Origin of the sequence: Bacillus sp. PPSBB_11, from assembly GCF_038023285.1 — a bacterium.
GTDB lineage: Bacteria > Bacillota > Bacilli > Bacillales > Bacillaceae > Bacillus > Bacillus altitudinis.
In genome coordinates, this window is the sequence record NZ_CP150633.1 from 18,629 (window position 1) to 42,578 (window position 23,950).

The following is a 23,950-nucleotide window of genomic DNA, read 5'->3' on the forward strand; positions in this document are numbered from 1 at the left end:
ATGCCGCTCCAGTACTCGTCCTTCCTAAACTGCAAAGGTTTTCAAGTCACGCTGAAAAGAAAACAAAGAGCTAAAATAAAATGATTTTAGCTCTTTGTCTACATCTATCGTCTTTCTATTTATCATCCTTTAAAAAATTGCTGTCGAGATATTGTTTTCCCCAATCATACATCGCCTCTAAAATTGGCATTAAGCTTTCTCCAAGTTCTGTGAGAGAGTACTCAACCTTTGGCGGAACGACGGGATAAACCTCCCGGTGCACAATGTGATCTTCCTCTAATTCTCTTAGCTGATTGACAAGCATTCTTTGCGTAATCCCAGGCATTAACGACTTTAACTCACCAAACCGTTTTGTCCCTTCTCTGCCAAGGTGCCATAAGATCAGCATTTTCCACTTCCCGCCAATAATATTCAGCGTCAGCTCTTTTTCGCAATTGAACACTTTATTTTCCATTCTTGATGACAACGACATACACTCCTTTAATCTCAAACCACTTTATCATATACTGCGGCAAAATGGATTGCCCTAGCATACAGTCTTTATTATTGATTTTGTTTTTTGACGAAAGCCATCACAGCCTTTGTCATCTCTTGCGCTTCTTTTGGCGCTCTGTCAGATCCAAACCATTTATTTAAATCACTGTGGCTCAGCGAATGAACCCGAAACACAAACCGTGAGCCTTTCTCATGATTCAGTTTTTCTGCAAATCGGTACACCTCAGGATTTTCCCAGCCTGTGACCAAATAAACAGGCGGTACATTCGTTTGATTCATATAAGTGACCGGTGATGCTTTTGTCCAGTTTTCCTCTTGTTTGCCAAAGACTTTTTTGTACGATGGAATGGCTTGTATAAATTGATTGATGTTTAACGGTCCATCTAAAATCACGATAGAATTGATCGTTTTTGGCGACAGCCCCACACGTTTTAAGTAAGTCGAATCTGTAGCAACCAATGCCGTCAAATGACCGCCCGCTGAGTGACCCATGACATTGATTTTTGACGAATCGATTTGATATTCATCTGCATGATCCTTGACCCATTTAATAGCGCTTGCCGTATCATCTGCCATCTGCTCGAAGTTGGCATCAGGGTGAAGCCTGTAATTCATTGAAACAAACACATACCCTTGACCCGTAAAATAATCGGCCTTTGAAGCGACTCTATTCTTATCGCCGCCTGTCCAGCCGCCGCCATGGAGATAGATCATGACTGGATGCTTCTTCTTTTTGTCTTCATCTTTTCCCTTTGGCATATATATATCCAATGTTTGCTGTTTATTTTGTGTGTCTGCATAATGGATGTTTGTCGTCGGCTTAGGCTGGTTGAAACGGAACACAAAGAATGCGCATACCAATAAGCCAGCGATGACTGCTGCAAATAAGAGCCATTTCATGATTCGATTCAATGTCATTGCACCTTTCTATATTGGGATGGGGAAGCATGATTCGCACATATGTAGAGAGACTAGCCCGATTCATTTGAAACGACTTGTATGACTTGAATCGTTTCACAATAAAAAGAAAAATACTGTTCTTCATAATCTTCGACAAAGTAATTCAAATATTCCCAGCCTCTATCCAAAAGTTGAATGTTCAAAAAAAGAGAGGAATCGTTTGTTAACTCCAAATCTTTGATTTGAACAGAAGAGACGTTGGTAAATTTCAGATGAATGTCTGCTTTATGGGTTGCAGATTCGTATGGGATGTGTAGATGAATACAGTTGATCAAGTCGTAATGTTCATTATACTCTTTAAAGTAGTGAAATTCATTGATTTGCTTTAGATGGTTGATATTGAAATCAGGGATTTGTTTCTGGACTTTTTCATCTAAAAACCATGTCATCGTTTGTCCTCCAAGAGGTTATTGTAGAAGTGCAATGATTTGTTTTCTTGTTTCTTCATGGTATTGAACATAGGAGTGCAGTAAAGGATATGATTCAAGGATCTGTTGATACGATTTGATTTGGGGATATTGCTCTTCAAATGACTGACGCAGCACGTTTAACTGTTTTTTCGGTATTCGTTTATGATCGATCACATAACTTAGGCTACCTGCAACAAGTGAAAAAAAAAATAAAAGTCATCTGAAAATATACTAGTTTCTGCTTCAAAAGAGACGATTTCATCTGGATAAGATGAATCTAATAAGTATTGATAACGTTGTTTTAAATCATCGAATAAACCTTGTTTATCTCGGCTGATTTTCATGGATTTTCCCCAATCTCTCATTGTTTTTAATTCTTATTTAGACGCTAATGAGATCTTCCTATACACTGCAAATAAATTCTTGTGAATCGAAACATACGTTTTTCGATTCTATTGCGAGTAACATCCCATTGATGTTAAATAGAAAATTTGCATTTGAATCAAATTCTTCAAGAAGTACATTTTTAAGGTCCCCTATCCCATTAGGATGGTAACTACATTCAAAAATTTGCCAATTCATCTCTTCTTGTATCAATTCTTCAAATCTATCATTACCTTCACCCCCATTATAATAAAGACTCGCCATATTCATAAATCGTATTTCATGTTGAGTAACTTTATTTAATTCTGATACTTTTACGCTCAGTATTAATTCTTTATGAAACAAATCAAATGTGACTCCGAGTACATTACAACCCCCATCTAGATAATCGATCCATTTTTGTACACTATTAAACATCTCATTCACTCTCCTATTTTTTCAGGATGAACTCTATTCTTATCGTGTCACGGAGTTTGTAAATATTCTTCAAATGAAATAAAGTCCGCTTTTTTTCGAAATTCGCTTAAGATTTTCTGATCTCCTGTAAAAATAACATCTGTCGAATCAAAAAATCCGATTTCAAACACGGCTTGAGGGATAACGGGTGTATAATTTACGTTCCAATATCGTTCATTATCTTCAATTTGAGGTATTGAAATAATATTCAAATGATCTATATGACGAGGCAATGCGGTCAAAACAGCGAAAATAAAAGAATAAGAATAGTCATGTAAGAATTTTTTGAAATGTTCACCCTTCAGAAATAAAAAATCCGTATAATCCGGCATGACTTCTGAATGAGATTGATTATTCCGATCATGAAGCATTGGGAGTGTCACATCACTTATGACCCAATGATACTCTTCTACGTTTAAATTGATTTTCTTTATTAATTCATTTACTTCGAATAGATTTTCCTCTTTTGCTAATACGATTCTCATTACTTGCTCCACCTCACCGATTTAAAACATCAGACGAAACTAAAAATATTCCACAGTATCAAAATCTGACCATAATCTCCAGTCAGTGTTCGTGTTTATATTTACAATGCATGTTGGATCTTGATAGATCAAACTCTTCGCAACCGATTGAAAAAAAGGAGATTGACTAGGGAGTTGGCTATGCGTTTCTGGATGAAACCATGATTCAGTTGTGTAGAGCGGTTTATCATATACATGCTGAACGATGTCAAATTGTTCTTGATCTGTCATCCATAAACTATCCAGCAAATCTTGATGTTTGGCCATTTCTCTTAACAAAGTAATCCATTCATTTTCCTCTGTTACATCAGCTTGGCATGACTCTGGTATTTGAACATGAAAATAGTCTCCATTTAATCTAATCCGTAAAGGATGCTTTGTGAACCCATGTTCTATCTCATCATCATCTATTATTTCATGATGATGATCCACGAAATCAAAAAGCTCATCCAGTAGAAAATTGATTGATCCATTCTTCAAATCATGACCAATCGCAAAAAAATCAATAGACGGTCCTACCTTCGATAAACTGAATAATTGAATCGTGATCAGCCAATTTTCCTCTCTAGTAAATAGAGAAAGCTTCCCTTTGGCAAAATCAAAGTTCCCATTACCTAATAATGGAAACTCTTTATTTAGAAAAGACTCATCTAGTATAGATAACACATTGTCTATTTGATTCATGTCTTCCTCCTTATGAAGTTATTTCATTCTACGTTTGTATAATTTCGAATCAGTTCTTTTTTAAAATCATCAGGAAGTTTTTGATTCGGAAATACAACTGAAATCCAGCCTAATACAATCTCATCTAAAGTTCTCCACGTTTTTAACAATTGTTTATTCATTTGTTCTAATTGAAGAATCGCTAGTACTCCTATCTCATAACCTCTGTCGCCATAAATGATCCATTTCGCAGAAGGAGAAACCCATATCACACGTGAAGCAATATCCATTATGCTATCATTTACACTCTCTATCGGATAATCCGTTAAGAGATCGAGGTAATCACTTGGAGTAAGGTTTAACGGTACTTTCACCCAAGGATAATAACCAAAATCATGATAATAATCATCCATGCTCTTCTGCTCATCTAATACAGCCATGAGTATATAGTCATCATGATGATTCAAAGCTAAACCTTTTAACATTTCCCAACCATCATCTGATAACAACCAATGGAATTCTTCGAATAAATAATGAGGGGTTTTCGTTTTCAACACTTGATCAGGGAATGTCTTCGTACTGTGAATGAGCGAATGAACAAACGATAGAACATGTTCAAATTCTTTTGGATCGGATATAAACAAATGTTTCACTTTATGCTCCTTTCATATCTTCGGGTAAGTCTATCATCAGTCATTAATAATCCATTTCACCGCTTGTAACATGACGCATAATGAGAGAGCATTTGAGTGTAATAATCATTGAATGTTTTTTGATCCTTCAATAATCCTTCAAACCAATTTGCTAAAACAGGGTGATCCATTGGTTTCCACCCTTCTTTTAATAACCTATTTTTCACAGAATCTTTTGTTGATACCATTCCTATGATACAAATTTCCATATCTCTATCTGCCCAAATCGCCCACTGCAAAGAATGAGCTAACCAGACAACTATATTCGAATTCGTAATTATATTATCCGCTATGGAACCTTTTGGGTGCATCCATAGTGCATTTACATAATCCTCACCTGAAATGTTCACACTCGCTTTCAGCCAATGATAATAACCAAATTCCTTCAAATAATAATCAATTGGATCTGGTTGAAGGACTGCAGTCAAAAATTCTCTATCTTGTGTAACAGTTGATAACTCTTTTATGGTTGGTAAAATATCATCACTCAATGCCCAATCAAACTCTTGAAACAAAAAACAATCAAATGTCTTACGAAAAACTTGTTGTGGCAGCTCTTTATTTGTTTCAAACACATGGTCTACTAAATTCTGATAGAATTTGAACTCTTTTTCTGAACGAATAAATAAGTCTTCAAGCCGTTTCAAACAACTACCTCCACTCTTGTCGAACTAGTAGTTTTTTAATTCTTCCTCTATATCTTCTTTTAATGTTTGAATTTCAATTGACACCGAATTATTTCGATTATAGAAAATGGACGGATTGATTCCATCTGCTAACATTCCCGGCAGCCACTCTTCTATAAAATCGTCTAAATCAATCATTTCTGGCACTGTTTTTTCCCATTGATCGATCGCACAATAAGCGGCATAATCCTCTGTCGGCCAAAAATGAAGCTGCGGTACACGATAATCATCCTCTGACATCACCCATCCCTTCTCGTTTCTTAATGACCAAACCTCTTCAAAATCAACAATCTTTTTGATGAAATAGTCATAACGCTTTTTCGCAGGTAATTGCATGGTGGTTTCTAATTCTTTCGGATGCATGGACATTGCGTCACTCCTTTTATATATAAATGGGCTTAACCATAAGAATTTAGCAAGCTCATATATAGGAACTATTTGTATTCTTCTAACCAGTCATTCAAATCATCTACAGGATGTAAGTAAGAATTAGGTGAATCTTTCAAATCAATTCCACTTAAAAGAATCAGCATATCCCAAACTTGATCATCGTCTATTTCTGGATCGTCTGCAGAAACGTAAATTCCAGCCCAATCAGACACTTGTTCTCTTGTGATCGTCCCCTTTAAGACATTTCGTATTTTATTTAAACAGTCTAGCATTTTTGGTTCAGCCATTTATTACACCATTCCTTTCTCAAAACTCATTTTACGCTGTAAACTGCCTATATTTCATATTTAATAATATCCTCCATTGACATACCTTTAAAATATAATGAAAGAATGCTTATAATAGTGTATTCGCCAAGCATACCAATCGGGTTAAATATCATTTTAGCCGTTTTTGGGTCAGCAACCTCTAAGTCCATAACAGGTGCATTGTGACCTTCTTTCCCCTTGCTTACGTAATAATTTCCATCTCGGTATTCCACGAATTTCAGATTTTGAAGATCCTCTTCTTTTATAAAATCTTGATTTATTTTTGTGATGACTTTCCATGAACCATTTAAAAAGCCTGTCAGACCTGTATTTGCAACAAATAGTCCATTCTCTTTTTTCATCAATTGTTTTAACTCATTTTTTTCTATTCTTTCATCAACAAACAAATCATAGTATTGGATTAAAATATCATCATATTGATTTTTCCCCTCACCCGAAATGATCAAAGCATAGCTCAATTTCCCAACTTCTTTTAATGGGAGTTCAAATATAGCTCCTGGTTCTACTTTACTTAAAGTTTTTACTTTTTTAGTTGTTATTTTAATATCCGTTACTTCTTTGTCGTTTAAATCATCAAAATAGTGACTACCTCCATTGTTTAAAGCCATCATAATTGTCAAAAGCATCTCATCAATCGTTGGCTTTCTCTTCAAATGTTCCTCAGTCATTTCATAAAATTGTTCAATCGCTTCTTCAAAAATATCTAATCCATCATCACCAATTATGATGTTCTTTTTCTTATGTTCTTCTTCCCAAAAGCCCATTTGGAAAACCCTCCTTATATATTGGGTTCTTTATTTTCTCATTTTGATTTATCACGATAAATATATACTTGTATAAACTGTTTTATTTGCACGTTTGAAAAGTGTCACTTCGTGATCCGTTAACCATTTAAGCTCTCTCATATGATAAGAAATTTCTTCTAAGTAAGTATAGGTTTCAGCAATTAATTTTTTATCTAAGATATTTCTTTTATTATCTTCAACTACAAGATAAAGAGTAAACTGTTTTAAATCTAATTCGATAACTGGGTAAGCTTTTCTTTTTTTATCGGGACTTAGTTTTGTTCTCCCTTTAATCTCCGCTTTATATTCCTTCTCCTTCATTTTCTTAAATGTTGCTTTGACTAGCTGACTGTCCCAATTCTTCAGTTCACAAAGATAGAGTATCGCTTTTTCCAAAGTATCTGCTAAGATCTTTTTCTTATTTGTTGCATTTTCAAATTCACTGTAACGGAAGGGTACTTCCAGCTCGTACGTATTTTTTATAAATAAGATGTCTGGTTCATCTTTTGAAGTACTAATTAATTTGTAGTCTTTAAAAGGCCCACATATCAAAACAATAGCCTCACAATCTTTCGTTTGAAATTTCTTTTCTAATTCGTATAAAAACATTTCAGTCATACAAAGGGATTGGCTGGCTAAGTTCCCACGATCGTCATCTGACATTAATTGTATATTTTTCAAATACACTTCTTATAAGCCTCCTAATGAGATTTTAATCACCTTATTTGTCGTATCTTTTCCGATATCTGAGTTAAATTCTTTGGTCAAAACATTCAATTTTATTTTGTTCATAATTCCAACTCTTGTACTTCCTATGTAATTGCTTAAGAAGAGATTTTTTGTTTCTAATCAATTTCAATATTTTTCTATAAATATACCATACTTTTAAACTAACCCATATATCATCAACTTATCAATATATCCCCTTTTTCGCATACAAAAAAGCATCCTAAACGGATGCTTCTACCAAATGATATTTTTTCAAAATACGATAGGTAATTTCTTTTGCTTCTATTCCGGTGCCTTCGATATTTGTGGTGAAGATGTAGGTTTTGTTTTCATGTTTGATGAAGCCTGCGTACCAGCCGATGCCTGATCCGGAGCCTGTTTTTCCGTATAGCGTGGCGTGTTTCTCTTCTTCTTGTATCATCATTCGCTTGACGGTTCTCATAACAGATAGGTCAAATGGGAGACTTTCTTCATATAGCTGTTTAAGGAAATGGACTTGTTCTACTGGTGAAATGCGCAGCGTACTGCTTAGCCAAAATTGATCGATTCCGCCAGATATGTCTTGATTCCCATAATGAATGGCTTTTATCCAATGGCCCATGCGTTCTTCCCCGATATCACGCGCCATGGCTTGATAATACCAGACGACTGAATCTCTCATGCCAGAGCCCAGTGTATGGTCCTTATTCCAGTTATCAATCTCTCTTTTTACTCCGTCCCAATATTTGATGTCGTATTCATCTTTAACTGCGCCAGTTTGAAGTCCGATTAAGGCATTTGCTATTTTAAACGTTGATTGTGGTGCAAAGCGCTTGTTCGCTCTTTTTTTGTTATACACCCATGGTGATTTTTCTTTTACTTCTTGAATCACAAATGTGCCTTCCCGATCTTTCAAAAATTCATCTACTGACCACGATGGTGATGTTCCTTCGCTTGATGAAGGTCGGCCGATAAAAAGTGCCATCAGCATAATAGTGGAAAATAGCCATTTTATATGCTTCTTCAAAAAAACCGCTCCTTTTCCCATGATTTGTATCGATTTTAGCATGTTGAGCGATAAGACATAAGGTACGCTTGTCCTCTTTTCTGCCAAATAAAAAAAGCCGGTTTTATCCGGCTTTCTGTTTATTGTACGTTCAATTTTTTCTCTTCAATCGCTTGCTTTGCAATTTTCGAAATGGTCATATCGTCCATTGGTGGGTTATGAAGGCCAGCACGAATGTCTCGATAGTAACGTTGAAGCGGGCAGCTAAGGCTTAAGCTTTTTGCACCGACTAAACGCATGGCTTTATCGACCACTTGCAGACTATGATTGACGACTGTATGCTTCACAGCACCGAATTCATTGATTAACAGCTCTCTTTTCTCTGGCTGCTCATACAATGTTGTCGTTGAATAGATGACATGGCGTGCTTGCTTTAGTAGTAAATCAATTTCGCCAATCAGTGTTTGGACATTTGGCAGTTCGCTAATCGTTCCGCTAATACTGTTCGGTGAATGGGTGATGGCATATTGAACAGCATAGTCTCTTGCCGCTTGCGCAATCCCTAAATAACAGGAAGGGATATGTGCGATCCAAGGGTTTAACGTACCCCCCCGAGGTCCTTTCTGCACTTCAACCAACATGTCATCTGGGACTTCCACTTGATCTAGAATTAAATCATGGCTCTCCGTTCCTCTCATGCCAACAACATCCCACGTTTCTTCTATAGAAACACCTTTTGTATCACGGTGAATTAAGAAGAAGCCCATCGCTTCTTTTTCTTCGATCCATACACCGACAAGAAAATATGTGAGTGCTGGTGACATCGTTGTGAATGTTTTCCTGCCACTGATCACCCATTGATCTCCTGATCTCGTTGCAGTTGTTCCAGGTTTGCCTCCTCTTGTTGGACTCCCTGTCTGCGCCTCACTGACGGCCCGGTTCACAAGAGCCCCATTTTTGATTTCTTCAGCAAAAAATTGCAGCTGCTTCTCATTCCATAGTTTCTTTTCATAAATTTCACCAACAACTCCTTGGTGCCAGCCGATCGATAAGGCAGTTGCTCCATCCATACTTCCTAGTGTTTCTTGAAAAAGAACCATATCCTTTACAGATTGACCCCCGCCCCCGTACTCAACAGGCAGAGACAACGTTGTATAGCCCAGTTCTACTAATGATTCGATATTCTGTTTAGGAAAATAGGCACCCTCATCATGTTCTTTTGCAGATTGTTCGATCGTTTCACGAAGGGATTCTAGTTGATTTAGCCAATTTTTTTGAAAATCTGTATCGACAAATAATGCTTTAGACAAAACGTATCCAACTCCTCTGTTTCTCGCAATCTATCATATCCGATTTATCCAATAGGTATTATTAAAACACACTTTACTTATAGGATTTAATGTGTTAAATTTTATCAATATTAAGTACATATGTCAAAGGAACGTGATGCTTTTATGATTTCTGCTACTAATCTACATAAATCCTATGGGTCAACTCATGTGTTAAAAGGAATTGATTTCACCGTACAAGAAGGTGAAGTGGTCGCCATTATTGGACCGAGCGGATCAGGAAAAACAACCCTTCTCCGCAGTTTAAACAGCCTTGATATCCCAGACAAAGGAACGCTGACAGTTGGAGAAGCCACGATTCAATTTGAACAATATCGAAAAAAAGATCTTCTAAAACTCAGACAGCAATCGTCTATGGTGTTTCAGCATTATCACTTGTTTCAAAATAAACGAGCACTTGAAAACATCACAGAAGGATTGATTGTGTCTCAAAACATGTCTAAAAAAGATGCGGAAAAAATCGGAGAGCAATTGTTAACGCGAATTGGGCTGCTTCATAAAAAAGATGCGTTTCCAAGTGAATTATCCGGCGGTCAACAGCAGCGTATCGGAATTGCCCGTGCGCTTGCCATGAATCCTGCGGTGCTTTTGTTTGATGAACCAACGTCCGCACTGGACCCAGAGATGGTCGGAGAAATCCTTGAAATGATGAAAGATATTGCGAGCCAAGGAATGACGATGGTCATTGTGACGCATGAAATCTCGTTTGCAAAGGATGTAGCGGATACAGTGATCTTTATGGCAGATGGGGAAATCGTTGAGAAAGGCTCCCCAGAAAACGTCCTGATGAAGCCTCAGCATGAACGGACGAAACAATTTTTATCAAGAATTCATCGCGGGATGTGGCAAGGATTGGAGGAAGACAGATGAAGCGCAAGACTTTATTCACTGCCGCTAGTATCCTTCTGTTTCTCCTCTCTCTCATTGGCTGCAGCAGTGTGAAAACGACAACAGATGATGGCAGACAAATTGTCAAAGTCGCACTAAGCGCAGAAGTCAATCCGCCTTTTTTAGCCACAAATGACCGCAACGAACCGATTGGCTATAACATCGATTATTTAAATGAAGTCGAGAAACGTTTGCCACACATTCATTTTGATTATATCTTCGGCGAGGAAGAATCCAATTTAATTGGGATCGGCGCTGGGAAATTTGAAATGGCGGCTAATTGGTTTTTTAGTAATCCTGAACGTGAAAAACGCTTTCTTTATCCTAAGGTTCCATACGGCTATTCGATGACAGGTTTAATTGTGAATGAATCAGAGCAAGATATTCAATCTCTAGACGATATGACATCAAAAAAGCTCGCTCCCGTCAGTCCTAGCGGCGGCCTTCGTTCCATATTAAATCAATATAATGAAGAAAATGATCCGAAAATTCCGCTCACGACCATTGAAAGCCCTTCAAACGAACTCAATTTAAAACGAGTCGAAAGTGGACGGTCCGATGCGGCTTTTATGAATATTTCAACCTTTGATACGATACAAAAACATCTTCACCTGAAAGTCAAAGTGGGCGGCATTGTCTCAAAGGAACCTATTTATCTTGTCTTACAGCCTAGTCAAAAGAAACTAGCATCACAATTGGACCGAGTGACACAAGAGATGATAGAAGACGGAACATTACCTGACCTTGCGAAGAAATGGTTTGGCGTTGATTTCTTTCAAGATATTGACTATATATCAGAGCAAGGCTATCAATATGAAGAAAGGAAGGAAGCGCCATGACGTTTACAGCTGGAGATTGGCTGAGAATCTTTTTACAAGTGGTTGATCGTCTGCCACTCACATTTCTTATGATTGTGGTGTCATTGTTTTTTGCCATCATCATCGGATTGCTGTTTGCTTGCATTCGAATCAAACAAATTCCAGTGCTGAAACAATTGGCGGTCATTTATTTGTCATTTACACGAAGTACGCCGCTCATTGTTCAGTTATTTCTGATTTATTTTGGCCTGCCTCAGCTTTTACTCATGGCCGGAATTCAAATCAATCATTGGGATCGTGTGTTATTTGTGATGATCACATTCTCGTTACATACGGGCGCTTATTTATCTGAAGTCTTTCGCAGTGCATATTCTTCTGTTGGGAAAGATCAGCTTGAAGCAGCTTACATTGTTGGGATGACAGATACTCAGGCATTAATGAGGATCATTATTCCACAAGCCTTTCTCATTGCACTTCCGAACCTCGGAAATTACACCATTGATCTCGTGAAAGATACTGCCATTGCATTTACAATCGGACTCATTGATATGATGGGACAGGTCAAAATCATCCTAGGTAATAACTACGGGATAGGGATGTTTGAAGTGTACGTCATCATTGCAATTGTGTATTGGCTGATTTGCATCAGTATTGAACTGATCACGATGCTACTGGAAAGAAAATTTGTGAAAGGCCGCACCAGCCTGTCACGCTAAGGAGGCGATTTGATGCAAACCATTGATATATCATTTGCGATTGACCAAATACCACATATTCTAAAAGGCGTTCCCTTTACCTTATTGATTGCACTTGTTTCTATGGCTGTGAGCCTTTTGATTGGATCTGTTTTTGCTTTCATTCGCCTCTTTCGTATCCCTGTGCTCCGCCAGCTTGTCACGCTCTATGTCTCATTTTTTAGAGGAACACCTCTCATTGTTCAGTTGTTTGCTTTCTTTTATGGCATTCCATTTGTTCTGACCAAAATGAATAGCACTTTTGGGTTGACCTTTCACCCGGATATGGTCTCCCCGCTTACCGTTGCCCTTATCACCTTCAGCCTGCATTCAGCCGCACATTTAACAGAAGTGGTCCGCAGCGCACTTCTTGCAGTAGACAGAGGGCAGCTTGAAGCGGCGAAAATCGTTGGCATGACCACCAGACAGGCGATGATTCGCATTATTTTACCGCAAGCGTTTGTGGTTGCCCTGCCAAACCTAGGGAATCAGCTCATTCAGCTGTTAAAAGCCACATCCCTTTCGTTTACAATTGGTGTACTGGAAATCATGGGAATCTCGCGCATCATTGCAAATGATGGCTACAAGTTTTTAGAAACGTATCTTGTCTCTGCTTTGATCTATTGGATGCTTAGTATTTTCTTTGAACTCGCTTTTGCTTTGTTAGAGAAACGAGTCAGCGTGTACGGAAAATCTCTTGGACGTTAAAAAAGTCGATCAGGCACAAACCCTGATCGACTTTTTTATTCTCCTTTTTTCGGTGTGTTATATAGTTCTTTCGGTGCTGGTTTGAGTTTAGGCGCAGAGCCGAACACGACAGGAGCAGAAATATATCTGAATTCTCCCTTTCCATCCATACTTCGGCCATGTGCCCATCTGCCTTCTTTGCTTTCTTCTCCTCTTGAGAAGTTAAACAAATCATAGGATACTTGCTGTTTTTCCAGTGAGCGCGGGAAGGTGGTTGGAACAACGACATCCCCTTCTCGTTCTTCCAATTCCTTAATTGCAGCCAGCCACATATTTTGATGATATGTATCACGAGCAATGAGAAAGGAGAGCATATCCTTCACTCCGCGGTCATCGGTCATTTCATAAAGCCGTGTAACCTGAAGTCTGCCTTGTGACTCCGCGTTCAAATTTGCCCGGAAGTCAGCCATTAAATTTCCACTTGCAATGATATATTTTGCATTCCACGGATACCCTTGACTATCTGCTGCCATTGCCCCTAAGCCTGCAACAATTGCATGTTGAGGATTCATTCCGCCCATGACGGCTGCAAGTGCTGGATCACTTTGATACGCTTCTTCTTGTTCTTTAACTGGGGCATTATCAAGTAATCGAGCAATCATCGTTGCCAGCATTTCGACATGACCGATTTCCTCCGTTCCAATGTCATGGAGCAAGTCTTTATATTTTTGATCCGCTCGGCAGTTAAACCCTTGAAATAAATATTGCATCATCACGCTGATTTCTCCATATTGACCGCCTAACACCTCTTGTAATTTTTTCGCATAAAGAGGGTCCGGCTTAGAGGGCTTTGCTTCATATTGCAGTTCTTTAATGTGATAAAACATGATGTCATCTCCTTTATTTATAAACATCTTTGCACTTATCACTATTCAGCCGATTCCCTCTTTATGAAAAATCGCATGCTCTTATAAAAAAAAGAGAACGGCATCTGCCATTCTCTTTATCGTCCTACTTATTCAGCACTGACTAAAATTTTCACTTGATCTTTTTCATTGATTAATGCATGGAAGCCATCTTCGATCACATCGTCCAGCTTAATTTTCTTCGTGACGAGTGTATCTGCAGAGAAATAGCCTTTTCTCATTAAGTTTAATACAGATGGAAATACGTCTCTATAGCCGATGATTCCTTTGACTGTACGTTCTTTAATGACAATGTCATTCGGCATAATTTCTGCGCCTTTTTCCCAAATGCTTACAATGACTGTTTCACCTGAAATTCTAGTTGATTGGATTGCTTGCTTCAATACAACAGGTACACCTGTCACTTCAAAAGAAACATCGACTCCACCATTTGTCCGGCGTGCGATTTCTTGAACAACATCTTCATACTGAGAAGGATCTACAATGATCGCTCCAAGTTCTTTTGCTTTTTCTTGGCGCTCTTTTGATAATTCCACTGCATAAATGTCAGTAGCACCAGCTGCTTTTAATGCTTCAATGACAAGTAAACCGATTGGTCCACAGCCAAACACAGCTGCTGTATCCCCAGCTTGCACTTTACTAGAACGAACCGCATATAAAGCAACTGCAGAAGGTTCAACAAGTGCACCTTGCTCATATGAAATTTCGTCTGGTAACAAATGAAGTAATTCTTCATCGACAGATACATATTCAGAGAATCCTCCACCGCCACCAGCAAGTCCTAAGAAGCCCATGTTTTCATCTAAGTTGTAAGCACCTTGGTGCCCGTGAGTTGCAAAAATAGGTTCAACAACCACTCGATCGCCTACTTTGTAATTACTCACGCCTTCTCCAACTTCTACAACTTCACCAGAGAACTCGTGTCCCAGTGTAATGGGTGCTTTTTCTTTTGTAAGTGGATGAGGTTCATTCACAGGAATGAAGATCGGTCCGCCTAAATATTCATGTAAATCACTACCACAAATGCCGCACCATTTTACTTTCAGTTTCACTTTTCCTGGAGCAACTGTTGGTTCGTCAATTTCCTCTAGTCGAATGTCCTTTTGATCGTGCCAGCGTAGTGCTTTCATTTGTAAGACTCCTTTTCTCATCAATTTAATTAACTTACTTAAATAATGATAACATAATTTTTTTAATTTTCTAAGTAAGATGCACTATTTTTTTGACAGTCAATGGACGAAAAATGACAAAACATAGCAACAGACAAATAAGAAGCATACATAGGCAGCCAATTATGACAGAAGTACGTATCGATAACATATGCGCCAATACGCCGCATATTCCTGTCATGATCATCGTCAGAACTGCTTCACATAACGCATAAAAACTTGCCACTCTCCCCATGACCTCTACCGGGATATTCGTTTGATAAAAAGTCATAAAACCGGTGTTTGCAAATGCTAAAAAGAAAGCGAGAACAAAAAAGCCAGCTGCTGCGACAGTCAATGTGTTCGAAAAAGCATAGATCAAGTATCCAAAAGCCACAAACAAACTCCCCGCACCAAGCATCACTGAAATAGGCAGCCTTTCGACAATGACCGTATTGAGACATGCCCCTAAGATAATCCCTGCTCCAGCTACACTGACAAGAAACCCATATTCGGTATTGGACAACATCAGCACTTCCTTTGCAAAAGCTGCTTCAAGTGAGTCAATTGCAGTCGGCAGCACCGTGATGGCAGCACTAAATAATAAATACACGGCCATCACTTGACGGGATGTGAGACTGAAATGAAAGACAAGTTTTGCATCTTCCTTTAATACCGAGAGAGAAAAGCCCTTTTGTGCCCCGTCTGCTTTTGACAAAATCGGTAAACACATCGTCAAAACAGCAGATATCAAAAGGCAGATTGCATTTACATAAATTGAAAGGACTGGTGTACCAATGAGAAAAAGCAGCCCTGCTACGGCGGGTCCGAGTAAAAATCCACCAGACTGCAGCAAGGATCGAATGGCATTAAACCGTTTTCGTTTATCCGCCGGGATTAGTGCTGTCATATACACCATCGAAGCTGGATGAAACATGGCTTGTGCCATATGAATGAGAAATAGCATCACATATACGATCAATAAGTGGCCTGAAAATAAGGCAAAGGGTAAACAAGCAATCAGAACGGCCCGGCATAGATCTAAACTGATCATGACATTCCGCTGATTCAGTCTATCTACTAAACTACCAGACCAGCTATTTGTTAAAAGAGCCGAGACAGGTCTTAACATATAGACGGCTGTTACAGCAAGAACGGAGCCCGTTTCCTGAAAAATCAGCAGGTGGAGAGCAATCATATAAATCCATTCTCCTATGTTCGCAATACCAATCGCTCCAAGTAACATGCTCATATCCCGCCAATGTTTTTTCATCGTAGTGCCCTCCTTTTTGTCATCAAAAAAAATCCCGCCCCCAAGACATTTCTGTCTTGAGGACGGGATTGACTCCGCGTTGCCACCTCAGTTCATTCACCTGTTACCAGATGAACCTCAGCAGGTTATCGCTAACCCTTCTCTATAACGGGAGAATGCCGCTGCACCACCATCACAATGAATCCGGTGCAGAGCTAAGAGGCTTGGTTCTGTAACGCTTCCCAGCTCCTTCTCAGCTTCACGGAGTTCTCTGTGTGAGGCAGCCATTACATACTCTTCTCTATTTGCGCTTTATCTTTTTTTCATCACGATCTTCAGTTGAATTGTTACATATTGTACTGCGCCTCCGTCAAGGCGTCAATGTTTTTTTCATGTTAATCCGCATAAATCATTTTCCTAGTCATGCCGCCATCAACAACCAAATCGGTTCCTGTCACAAATTGATTGTCTTCATCTGTTAAATAAAAACAAGCTTTGACAATATCCTTTGGCGTTCCTACTCGATTGGAAAGATGCTGCTGATGGTCAATTTCTCGCAAATTTTTCTCATCCTTCGTTTCAATCCACCCAGGGGAAATGCTGTTTACTGTTATATGATCCTGACTAAAGGAAACAGCCAGCGCATGAGTAAGTGCTGATATCCCGCCTTTTGATGCAGCATACGCTTCTGTATCTGGTTCTGACATGGTCGCGCGAGTGGATGAGATATTAACGATAGAACCGCCTGATTGATTCTCTTTTATATAACGTGCCGCTTCCCTTGCACATAAAAAAGCACCTCGTAGGTTTGTATGCAGCACATGATCAAACTCATCAACCGTTAGCTCATAAGGCGATTTTGTACACATAACCCCTGCATTATTGATGAGAATATCGATCGTTTGATAACGAGCCACGGCAGCCGACATGATGTCTTGAATATCCTTCTCTTGTTTCACATCCGTTTTTTTAAAAAAAGCCTCAAAGGACTCCTTTTTCAGCTGATCTTCCAAGCGCTTGCCCTTCTCTTCGTCAATATCCGCAAGCACAACACGCGCCCCTTCTTTCACATAGCCATACGCGATCGACTCACCAATTCCATTTGCTGCGCCAGTGATAACGACTGTTTTATTGTGAAAATTCATCGTTTATCCTATCCTTTCTCTCATGAGATGTTGTCGTCTATCATACCACTCATATATACACGATACCTAGTCAAATGGGACATAGAAAAACCACCACCTAAATCATACATTAGGAGGGTGGTATATTTGATTCAAACTGCCGGCTTCATATTGACTACATAGTCGTTTGAAAGTCTGGGAAAGGAAAGTTCGTGTTTATATTTCAGTCATTCTATTCGTCTCTTTTTCTGTATTTTAAAAAGCAGCCTTTAGCATGTCTAAGTAGTCCGCTTTCGTAATGGCACGAACATTGCTTTTTGTAGAGTTGTTTTGTTCTGCTAGTTCAGCCATTTTTTCAAAATCTTCTACTTTTACATAAGATAATTCTTTTAGTGATGGAATACCTAAATTCTTTGTGAATGTATACATACCATCCATTAATTTTTGAATCGCCACATCATCTGCATCCGTTTTATCTGCAAAGCCCATGATGTTTGCAAGCTCTATGTGCAATGATTTGTTTTCAGCTGCATTAAATTGTATGACATAAGGTAAAAACACAGCATTTGCGATACCATGAGGCGTATCATAAAGACTACCGAGCGCTTCGGCTAAACAATGCACAGCTGCTACATCAGCGGAACCGAAGCATAAGCCAGCGAGTAAACTGCCTTCCTGCATTTTGTATCTTGCTTCTAAATCAGAACCGTCTTCATACGCCTTCGGTAAATAGGTCACAATGGTTTTCATTGCGCTTGCCCCCATCGCCTTTGAAATAGGGTTTGTTTCTTTACATGTATAGCCTTCAATCGCATGGACCAGTGCATCAACACCTGTTGCCGCTGTTATACTTTTTGGCACCGTAGAAGTAAGAGCAGGATCCAAAATCGCAATAGTTGGTCGAAGCAAGGCATGTTTTAAGGTGATTTTTTTATGTGAAGCAGCTAACGTAATCACAGATGAACGGGTCACCTCAGAGCCAGTTCCAGCCGTGGTTGGAATACAAATTAAGGGTGATACATTTGTGTACGCTTTCTTGCCTGCTATATACTCTTCAGGATTACCGCCATTTGGACCTAATAAAGCAATGGCTTTTGCCGTATCCATTGGGCTTCCTCCACCAATCGCAATAACCGCTGATGCTTGTACTTTTCTAAAGAGCTCTGCACCCGTTAGACATTCATGATCTCTAGGGTTTGGAGATACTTGATCAAAGACGACAACGGAATAACCAGCTTCTTGCAAATAGGCTTCAATAGGCGTCACCAATCCTGCGCTTTTTACACCAGGGTCAGTTACAATCATAATTGTAGCACTAGGCAATACAATGTCCTCTACAATAGAGGCAATATCTTTAGATTTCCCCGCCCCCATGATCATTTTCGTATGACAATCATATTCAAAATTTATCATTGATTTTCTACCCCTTCATTTGTTGATTTAATCGCTTGTTTTTCTGCTCCCCACCATTCTATTCCTTTTAAACCAGGAATGGTAGAAGCGTAAAAAACAGGGTTCTTTCCTACCTTTCTTTGTCCCATGTAATCATTTAGAGCCGCAAAAGCAAATTTGCCTAAAATCGCAATGGCAACCAAGTTAACAATAGCCATAATCGCCATCGACAAGTCCGCTAACGTCCAAACGATTTGTAAGTTGGCGAGAGCACCAAACATGATCATCATTAAAACAGTGATTCGATACACGAATAGCGCGGATACACTGTGATGAATAAAACCGATATTGGCTTCACCGTAATAATAGCCACCTACAATAGAGCTAAATGCAAAAGTAAAGATCGCAAATGCTAAGAAAATACTAGCCCAAGAACCGAAATGCTGCGCCATTGCAGCTTGAGTAATTTCAATACCTGACAAATCACCTGCTGTTTCTACTGTTGATAGCATAATAATAAATGCTGTACAACTACAAACAACTAATGTATCAAAAAATACGCCTAATAATTGAACAAACCCTTGTTTTACTGGGTGTGAAACATGGGCAGCAGCAGCGGCATTTGGTGCACTTCCCATTCCTGCTTCATTGGAAAATAAACCGCGTTTGACACCGTTCATTATTGCAGCGCCGATTCCGCCTCCAACCATTTGCTCTAATCCAAACGCACTTTTCATAATACTTGCTAATGCTGCGGGTACATCTGCGATATTTGTCACAATCACATAAAGTGCTAAGATAATATAAAACGAGGACATGATTGGCACAATGATTTGGGTAAAGCGGGCAATTCTCTTTACACCACCAAAAATGATGAAAGCTGTAAGAATGGTTACGAATACCCCCATGCCAATTGGACTGATACCAAATGAATATCGAAAGGCATTTGTGATGGTGTTCGTTTGTACTGCATTAAAAATTAAGCCAAAACTAAGAATAACAGAAAAGGCAAAGATCCTACTTGGCCATTTCAGTCCAAATTGCTTTTGTATATAATAGCCTGGCCCCCCTTTAAAACCATCACTTGTTCTCACTTTATATATTTGAGCGAGTGTGCTTTCGACAAATGCAGAAGCTCCCCCTAAAACTGCTGCAAACCACATCCAAAAAATAGCTCCAGGACCACCAACTGTGATGGCAATAGCAACACCTGCCATATTTCCAGTTCCAATCCTCGTCGCTGCTCCGATAAAGAAAGCTTGCATTGAAGAAATGTCTTGACTCCCTTTTATTTTTGGGGCTTTTTCAAAAATAGAACGGAAGATCTCTTTTAGTAAGACAATTTGCATAAACTTCATTCTCACCGTAAAGTAGATTCCAATCCCTATTAACATAACGACTAAAATATATGTCCATAAAAAGTCATTTATTGAATTGACAATCGTTTCAAACAAAGCCATCCCCCCTATAAAATCCGAACATTCTAAATAATGAAAGCGCCTACTTTTATCATAGTAAAAATGTTATGATCTATCTATAGAAGTTTTCTGATTGCATCAATCGGCTCATCCGATTTAGGAGGGATTGACGTTGGAAATAAAGCAACTGATGATGTTCCAAACAGCATCAAAAGTATTAAACTTTACAAAAACAGCACAAATACTTGGCTATGCTCAATCAAGTATCACAGCAAATATCGCTGCATTAGAAGAAGAGTTAGGAACCCCTCTTTTTGAAAGGCTTGGAAAAAGGGTCATTTTAACTGAAGCTGGCATGAAGTTTCAAGATTATACGGATAAGATTTTAGGTTTAACAGGAGAAGCATTAGAGGCTGTTGGCGGGATGAGTGAGCCAAGCGGCATTTTGAGAATATGTGCATCTGAAACACAATGTACCTATCGACTTCCTCATATTTTAACGGACTTTCAAACAACGTATCCTAAAGTAGAACTGATTTTCCGTCCCGGAATAGCTGAAAAGGATGTTTTAAATCTATTACTGGAAGGACAAATTGATGTCGCCCTATTATCGATGAATCCTGTCGTATCCTCACATTTAATTGTAAAAGAATTAAAAGATGAACCGATGGCGATTGTATGCTGTCCAACAAATCCATTGAGCAAAAAACAAAAAGTATATCCTATCGATTTAGACGAGCAAAGATTGTTGTTAACCGAAGACTGCGATTATCGTTATGCCTTCGAACACTCTTTGACACAGGCAGGAGCAAAACCGAGAAGTAAACTAGAACTAGCAGATGTAGAAGCCATAAAAAAATGTGTAATGGCTGGTTTAGGAATTGCTGTACTTCCCGAAATTTCTATAAAAAGAGAAATAACAGAAGGCCATATGATTAAAATCAATTGGATGGGACCCTGTCTCACAACGAAAATCCAACTATTCTGGCATAAAAATAAATGGATGTCTCCTGCTTTGAAGGCGTTTGTTGATTTAACAGAGGAATATATACTCAGGCACGACTAACAATTGACATGGAATGTAGCAGAAAAGCTTCATCTTTTTATATGTAACAAACAAAAAAACTTACAGGAAAAATCCTGTAAGTTTTTTTCGATGGATCATTATTTAGAAATCATGCCATGCGGGTCAATCACAAATTTCTTCGCCACACCCGAATCAAAATCGCTATATCCTTTAGGAGCTTGATCAAGGGATATGACGGTTGCATTAACGGCTTTGGCGATTTGTGCCCTTCCGCTTAAAATAGATTTCATCAAGCTGCGGTGATATTGCATGACAGGGGTTTGGCCTGTCACAAAGGTATGGGCTTTGGCCCAGCCAAGTCCAATTCGCACTTTCAGAGATCCAACTTTTGCATCTTCATCCACAGCACCTGGATCTTCTGTGACGTAAAGTCCTGGAATTCCAAGTTTACCGCCAACTTTGGTAATATCCATAATTGTATTTAAAACGGTGGCTGGTGCTTCTCCTTGATCTCCATGACCCGAAGCTTCAAAGCCGACACAATCGACCGCACAGTCGACTTCTGGCTCTCCAAGGATGTTAGTCATTTGTTCACCGATTCGATCATGTTTTCGTAAATTAATCGTTTCGCAGCCAAAGCTTCTCGCCTGCTCGAGCCTTTGTTCATTAAGATCGCCGACGATGACAGCAGATGCGCCAAGGAGCTGAGCGGAATGCGCTGCTGCAAGACCTACTGGCCCTGCACCAGCAATATAGACGGTAGAGCCCGGCTTTACGCCAGCCGTATAAGCACCATGAAAACCTGTCGGGAATATATCAGAAAGCATCGTCAAATCAAGTATTTTTTCCATCGCCTGATCTTTGTCCGGAAATTTGAGTAGCTGGAAATCAGCATATGGCACCATGACGTACTCCGATTGGCCGCCAACCCATCCGCCCATATCTACATATCCATAAGCTGAGCCAGGTCGATCGGGGTTCACATTTAAACACACATGGGTTTTTTGTTCTTTACACATAACGCAGCGACCACAGGCAATATTAAATGGAACTGATACGAGATCACCCTTTTGGATAAACTCTACATCTCGTCCAACTTCAACGACTTCACCAGTAATTTCATGACCAAGGACAAGTCCTTCAGGCGCAGTTGTACGCCCTCTTACCATGTGCTGGTCGCTCCCGCAAATGTTTGTTGTCACCACTTTTAAAATGACGCCATGCTCACACTTACGTCCAACATTGGCTTTAGGTACACCAGGGCCATCTCTTAAAACCAAATCAGGGTATCCAATATCCTCAACTGCTACATTTCCTGCTCCTTTGTAAACGACACCTTTGTTTCCCGACATGTTTTCATTCCTCCCTTTTTGTTTAAAAATGAAGTCTCTCCAAAATTCTCTCTTTCTCGGGCTTTTTCCTTCTTTTAACCGCACATTGACTCAAAAAGTAAGTGACAAATGTCTATCTAGGAGAGAAAAATGTACTTTCCAGTCAAATAAAAAAGAAAATATTGAAAAAAAAGCTAAACATTTGCAGAACATTGTCGATATAAGGAATAAGCCAGACAGGTATCCTTAATCGACAAACAAATTCCTTATATATACTATCATTCCTTACACACCTGGCTGGCCCCTACATATGAAATGAATGCAAAAGACTCTTCTTGTGAAGAGTCTTTTTTATTGACGAATGGTCCATTTCATCGCATGCAAAAAGGCTCCTCTGACGAAGAGCCTTTTTTAATTGCTTGTTCATTACCTGGGAAATATTTTCATCATCATTTTAAGGCTTTGATACAGATGTATGTATCATAATGGTAAACAGAGACGTCTCTAAAGTGATACGCTGAAAAAAGACAGCTGATGTCTTCTTCACTGTACGTTGAAAGAGACTGTGAGCGTTTTTGTTCCTTCATTAGTTCCTGCTTTTGAAAAGATAAGAATACTTCTCCATCCACTTGAAGAACACGATATACCTCTTTCATAACTTGTTCGATATCTGGCAAGTAATAGATGGTCTGCACTGTGAACAATTTATTGAATGATCTGTCTTCAAAAGGTAATTGCTCAGCTCTTCCAAGTGTGATAACGGCTTTTTCCTGCTCGACAAGCCTCTTATGTTTTCTTTTCGCGTATTTTACCATATGACGCGAAGCATCGATTCCATATACTTTCCCTCGATCAAGTTTTTCCGCTACTTTAGATAATGTCATACCTCTTCCAGTACCAATTTCTAAGATCCGGTCGTTTTCTTGTATATTTAAGAGTTGAATCGTCCATTGATTGATATTATGATGATTTTTTTCCATATAGCGGGCAACCCATTTTGAGAACAAGCCCTTTGGTTCCCTCATTTGTTTTCCAATCCAGCTTTGAATCAATGTCAACACCTGCTTTGCACCAGTAAATAAAACTATTTACGAATTTTCTTACTTTTCATATCGGCTCTCGCCTAACAAAAGTTAAGACCTAGTCCTAATTTCTTTGTCTTTTATTAGACGGCACCTTTTCTGAAAATGTTTCGCACGTCATGAAAAATATTTAAACAAATAGGCATTTTCATTAATTGTGCTCAGATTGATTTCGTTTTCCGCATGAGCTGCATATTTTATGAATGTATCTTGATTAGATAAAGGTGGTGCTAGATTATGGGCTTTGGCGGTTATTCTGGAGGCTACTGCGGTGGCTACGGTGGCG

The 23,950-nt window shown here is 39.0% G+C and carries 28 protein-coding genes and 1 other annotated feature; of the genes, 5 read left to right on the forward strand and 23 right to left on the reverse strand.

The features are described from left to right. Positions 1 to 115: 115 nt before the first annotated feature. The 15 genes from V7L95_RS00110 to V7L95_RS00180 form a co-directional block, all read right to left on the reverse strand. Positions 116 to 454 (reverse strand): winged helix-turn-helix transcriptional regulator, encoded by a 339-nt coding sequence (locus V7L95_RS00110; protein WP_034646559.1) that lies wholly within the window; start codon positions 452 to 454, stop codon positions 116 to 118. An 89-nt stretch (positions 455 to 543) separates the two neighbouring features. After that, positions 544 to 1,413: an alpha/beta hydrolase gene (locus V7L95_RS00115; RefSeq protein WP_035390910.1), complete on the reverse strand. Its 870-nt coding sequence runs from the start codon at positions 1,411 to 1,413 to the stop codon at positions 544 to 546. Positions 1,414 to 1,466: 53 nt separating this feature from the next. Next, positions 1,467 to 1,844: a hypothetical protein gene (locus V7L95_RS00120; protein WP_008342582.1), complete on the reverse strand. Its 378-nt coding sequence runs from the start codon at positions 1,842 to 1,844 to the stop codon at positions 1,467 to 1,469. Between the two features lie 18 nt (positions 1,845 to 1,862). After that, positions 1,863 to 2,039, reverse strand: a complete 177-nt coding sequence (locus V7L95_RS00125; RefSeq protein ID WP_265785379.1) for a YxiJ family protein — start codon at positions 2,037 to 2,039, stop codon at positions 1,863 to 1,865. 228 nt (positions 2,040 to 2,267) lie between these two features. Further along, the gene (locus tag V7L95_RS00130) at positions 2,268 to 2,666 is read right to left on the reverse strand and encodes a hypothetical protein (RefSeq protein ID WP_017358068.1); all 399 of its coding nucleotides are present in this window, start codon (positions 2,664 to 2,666) and stop codon (positions 2,268 to 2,270) included. A gap of 47 nt (positions 2,667 to 2,713) precedes the next feature. After that, positions 2,714 to 3,190 (reverse strand): hypothetical protein, encoded by a 477-nt coding sequence (locus tag V7L95_RS00135; protein WP_017358069.1) that lies wholly within the window; start codon positions 3,188 to 3,190, stop codon positions 2,714 to 2,716. Between the two features lie 39 nt (positions 3,191 to 3,229). After that, positions 3,230 to 3,913 (reverse strand): hypothetical protein, encoded by a 684-nt coding sequence (locus tag V7L95_RS00140; protein ID WP_340967748.1) that lies wholly within the window; start codon positions 3,911 to 3,913, stop codon positions 3,230 to 3,232. Positions 3,914 to 3,936: 23 nt separating this feature from the next. Next, positions 3,937 to 4,545, reverse strand: a complete 609-nt coding sequence (locus tag V7L95_RS00145; RefSeq protein WP_136944785.1) for a hypothetical protein — start codon at positions 4,543 to 4,545, stop codon at positions 3,937 to 3,939. 56 nt (positions 4,546 to 4,601) lie between these two features. After that, positions 4,602 to 5,231, reverse strand: a complete 630-nt coding sequence (locus tag V7L95_RS00150; RefSeq protein ID WP_041090861.1) for a hypothetical protein — start codon at positions 5,229 to 5,231, stop codon at positions 4,602 to 4,604. A 24-nt stretch (positions 5,232 to 5,255) separates the two neighbouring features. After that, positions 5,256 to 5,639, reverse strand: coding sequence for a DUF2750 domain-containing protein (locus V7L95_RS00155; protein WP_017358073.1), 384 nt, complete (start codon positions 5,637 to 5,639; stop codon positions 5,256 to 5,258). 65 nt (positions 5,640 to 5,704) lie between these two features. Next, positions 5,705 to 5,947 (reverse strand): DNA-binding protein, encoded by a 243-nt coding sequence (locus tag V7L95_RS00160; RefSeq protein ID WP_017358074.1) that lies wholly within the window; start codon positions 5,945 to 5,947, stop codon positions 5,705 to 5,707. 47 nt (positions 5,948 to 5,994) lie between these two features. Beyond that, positions 5,995 to 6,753, reverse strand: a complete 759-nt coding sequence (locus tag V7L95_RS00165; protein WP_017358075.1) for an Imm26 family immunity protein — start codon at positions 6,751 to 6,753, stop codon at positions 5,995 to 5,997. 51 nt (positions 6,754 to 6,804) lie between these two features. Beyond that, positions 6,805 to 7,461 (reverse strand): hypothetical protein, encoded by a 657-nt coding sequence (locus V7L95_RS00170; RefSeq protein WP_017358076.1) that lies wholly within the window; start codon positions 7,459 to 7,461, stop codon positions 6,805 to 6,807. A gap of 262 nt (positions 7,462 to 7,723) precedes the next feature. Beyond that, the gene (blaBPU, locus tag V7L95_RS00175; RefSeq protein WP_285850613.1) at positions 7,724 to 8,530 is read right to left on the reverse strand and encodes a BPU family class D beta-lactamase; all 807 of its coding nucleotides are present in this window, start codon (positions 8,528 to 8,530) and stop codon (positions 7,724 to 7,726) included. 98 nt (positions 8,531 to 8,628) lie between these two features. Beyond that, complete coding sequence (locus V7L95_RS00180) at positions 8,629 to 9,798, reverse strand: acyl-CoA dehydrogenase family protein (protein WP_017358079.1); 1,170 nt, start codon at positions 9,796 to 9,798, stop codon at positions 8,629 to 8,631. Between the two features lie 120 nt (positions 9,799 to 9,918). Here V7L95_RS00180 and V7L95_RS00185 point away from each other — a divergent pair, with 120 nt between their 5' ends. From V7L95_RS00185 to V7L95_RS00200, 4 genes are read left to right on the forward strand one after another with little or no spacing between them, the layout of a single operon-like run. Beyond that, on the forward strand, positions 9,919 to 10,707 hold the full coding sequence (locus V7L95_RS00185; protein ID WP_285850567.1) for an amino acid ABC transporter ATP-binding protein: 789 nt from the start codon (positions 9,919 to 9,921) through the stop codon (positions 10,705 to 10,707). Beyond that, positions 10,704 to 11,564 (forward strand): amino acid ABC transporter substrate-binding protein, encoded by an 861-nt coding sequence (locus tag V7L95_RS00190; protein WP_017358081.1) that lies wholly within the window; start codon positions 10,704 to 10,706, stop codon positions 11,562 to 11,564. The genes V7L95_RS00185 and V7L95_RS00190 overlap by 4 nt, the downstream gene beginning before the upstream one ends. Further along, positions 11,561 to 12,259, forward strand: a complete 699-nt coding sequence (locus V7L95_RS00195; RefSeq protein ID WP_008342617.1) for an amino acid ABC transporter permease — start codon at positions 11,561 to 11,563, stop codon at positions 12,257 to 12,259. Before V7L95_RS00190 ends, V7L95_RS00195 begins: the two co-directional genes overlap by 4 nt. Positions 12,260 to 12,271: 12 nt before the next feature. After that, positions 12,272 to 12,985 carry an amino acid ABC transporter permease gene (locus V7L95_RS00200; protein ID WP_008342619.1) on the forward strand — a complete coding sequence of 238 codons (714 nt, stop codon included), beginning with the start codon at positions 12,272 to 12,274 and terminating at the stop codon, positions 12,983 to 12,985. Between the two features lie 35 nt (positions 12,986 to 13,020). On the opposite strand, the gene V7L95_RS00205 is transcribed toward V7L95_RS00200, so the two are convergent. From V7L95_RS00205 to V7L95_RS00230, 6 genes are all read right to left on the reverse strand, one after another. Beyond that, the gene (locus V7L95_RS00205) at positions 13,021 to 13,851 is read right to left on the reverse strand and encodes a manganese catalase family protein (protein WP_007501404.1); all 831 of its coding nucleotides are present in this window, start codon (positions 13,849 to 13,851) and stop codon (positions 13,021 to 13,023) included. Positions 13,852 to 13,979: 128 nt separating this feature from the next. Further along, entirely contained in the window at positions 13,980 to 15,020 is a 1,041-nt protein-coding gene (locus tag V7L95_RS00210) for a 2,3-butanediol dehydrogenase (protein WP_017358082.1), read from the reverse strand. A gap of 70 nt (positions 15,021 to 15,090) precedes the next feature. Continuing rightward, a complete protein-coding gene (locus V7L95_RS00215; protein ID WP_017358083.1) occupies positions 15,091 to 16,311 on the reverse strand; it encodes an MFS transporter in 1,221 nt (406 codons plus the stop codon). 55 nt (positions 16,312 to 16,366) lie between these two features. Next, positions 16,367 to 16,607, reverse strand: a binding site (T-box leader). Between the two features lie 78 nt (positions 16,608 to 16,685). Beyond that, positions 16,686 to 17,435, reverse strand: a complete 750-nt coding sequence (locus V7L95_RS00220) for a glucose 1-dehydrogenase (RefSeq protein WP_017358085.1) — start codon at positions 17,433 to 17,435, stop codon at positions 16,686 to 16,688. A gap of 234 nt (positions 17,436 to 17,669) precedes the next feature. Next, positions 17,670 to 18,827 carry an iron-containing alcohol dehydrogenase gene (locus V7L95_RS00225; RefSeq protein WP_017358086.1) on the reverse strand — a complete coding sequence of 386 codons (1,158 nt, stop codon included), beginning with the start codon at positions 18,825 to 18,827 and terminating at the stop codon, positions 17,670 to 17,672. Continuing rightward, entirely contained in the window at positions 18,824 to 20,266 is a 1,443-nt protein-coding gene (locus V7L95_RS00230; protein WP_251185780.1) for an alanine/glycine:cation symporter family protein, read from the reverse strand. Before V7L95_RS00230 ends, V7L95_RS00225 begins: the two co-directional genes overlap by 4 nt. Before the next feature lie 130 nt (positions 20,267 to 20,396). Between V7L95_RS00230 and V7L95_RS00235 the strand changes: the two genes are divergently transcribed. After that, on the forward strand, positions 20,397 to 21,290 hold the full coding sequence (locus tag V7L95_RS00235) for a LysR family transcriptional regulator (protein ID WP_017358088.1): 894 nt from the start codon (positions 20,397 to 20,399) through the stop codon (positions 21,288 to 21,290). 98 nt (positions 21,291 to 21,388) lie between these two features. Here V7L95_RS00235 and fdhA read toward each other — a convergent pair whose 3' ends face one another. Both fdhA and V7L95_RS00245 read right to left on the reverse strand, forming a co-directional pair. Beyond that, entirely contained in the window at positions 21,389 to 22,603 is a 1,215-nt protein-coding gene (fdhA, locus tag V7L95_RS00240; protein WP_017358089.1) for a formaldehyde dehydrogenase, glutathione-independent, read from the reverse strand. A gap of 428 nt (positions 22,604 to 23,031) precedes the next feature. Then, the gene (locus tag V7L95_RS00245; RefSeq protein ID WP_017358090.1) at positions 23,032 to 23,634 is read right to left on the reverse strand and encodes a methyltransferase domain-containing protein; all 603 of its coding nucleotides are present in this window, start codon (positions 23,632 to 23,634) and stop codon (positions 23,032 to 23,034) included. Positions 23,635 to 23,950: the final 316 nt, after the last annotated feature.

Coding starts and splice junctions, on each gene's coding strand:
- V7L95_RS00120 (WP_008342582.1), bottom strand. CDS start 1,844: ATGACATGGTTTTTAGATGAAAAAGTCCAGAAACAAATCCCTGATTTC.
- V7L95_RS00185 (WP_285850567.1), top strand. CDS start 9,919: ATGTCAAAGGAACGTGATGCTTTTATGATTTCTGCTACTAATCTACAT.
- blaBPU (WP_285850613.1), bottom strand. CDS start 8,530: ATGGGAAAAGGAGCGGTTTTTTTGAAGAAGCATATAAAATGGCTATTT.
- V7L95_RS00190 (WP_017358081.1), top strand. CDS start 10,704: ATGAAGCGCAAGACTTTATTCACTGCCGCTAGTATCCTTCTGTTTCTC.
- V7L95_RS00155 (WP_017358073.1), bottom strand. CDS start 5,639: ATGTCCATGCATCCGAAAGAATTAGAAACCACCATGCAATTACCTGCG.
- V7L95_RS00130 (WP_017358068.1), bottom strand. CDS start 2,666: ATGTTTAATAGTGTACAAAAATGGATCGATTATCTAGATGGGGGTTGT.
- V7L95_RS00140 (WP_340967748.1), bottom strand. CDS start 3,913: ATGAATCAAATAGACAATGTGTTATCTATACTAGATGAGTCTTTTCTA.
- V7L95_RS00110 (WP_034646559.1), bottom strand. CDS start 454: ATGGAAAATAAAGTGTTCAATTGCGAAAAAGAGCTGACGCTGAATATT.
- V7L95_RS00165 (WP_017358075.1), bottom strand. CDS start 6,753: ATGGGCTTTTGGGAAGAAGAACATAAGAAAAAGAACATCATAATTGGT.
- V7L95_RS00205 (WP_007501404.1), bottom strand. CDS start 13,851: ATGTTTTATCACATTAAAGAACTGCAATATGAAGCAAAGCCCTCTAAG.
- V7L95_RS00230 (WP_251185780.1), bottom strand. CDS start 20,266: ATGGCTTTGTTTGAAACGATTGTCAATTCAATAAATGACTTTTTATGG.
- V7L95_RS00135 (WP_017358069.1), bottom strand. CDS start 3,190: ATGAGAATCGTATTAGCAAAAGAGGAAAATCTATTCGAAGTAAATGAA.
- fdhA (WP_017358089.1), bottom strand. CDS start 22,603: ATGTCGGGAAACAAAGGTGTCGTTTACAAAGGAGCAGGAAATGTAGCA.
- V7L95_RS00160 (WP_017358074.1), bottom strand. CDS start 5,947: ATGGCTGAACCAAAAATGCTAGACTGTTTAAATAAAATACGAAATGTC.
- V7L95_RS00115 (WP_035390910.1), bottom strand. CDS start 1,413: ATGACATTGAATCGAATCATGAAATGGCTCTTATTTGCAGCAGTCATC.
- V7L95_RS00220 (WP_017358085.1), bottom strand. CDS start 17,435: ATGAATTTTCACAATAAAACAGTCGTTATCACTGGCGCAGCAAATGGA.
- V7L95_RS00200 (WP_008342619.1), top strand. CDS start 12,272: ATGCAAACCATTGATATATCATTTGCGATTGACCAAATACCACATATT.
- V7L95_RS00195 (WP_008342617.1), top strand. CDS start 11,561: ATGACGTTTACAGCTGGAGATTGGCTGAGAATCTTTTTACAAGTGGTT.
- V7L95_RS00225 (WP_017358086.1), bottom strand. CDS start 18,827: ATGATAAATTTTGAATATGATTGTCATACGAAAATGATCATGGGGGCG.
- V7L95_RS00215 (WP_017358083.1), bottom strand. CDS start 16,311: ATGAAAAAACATTGGCGGGATATGAGCATGTTACTTGGAGCGATTGGT.
- V7L95_RS00210 (WP_017358082.1), bottom strand. CDS start 15,020: ATGAAAGCACTACGCTGGCACGATCAAAAGGACATTCGACTAGAGGAA.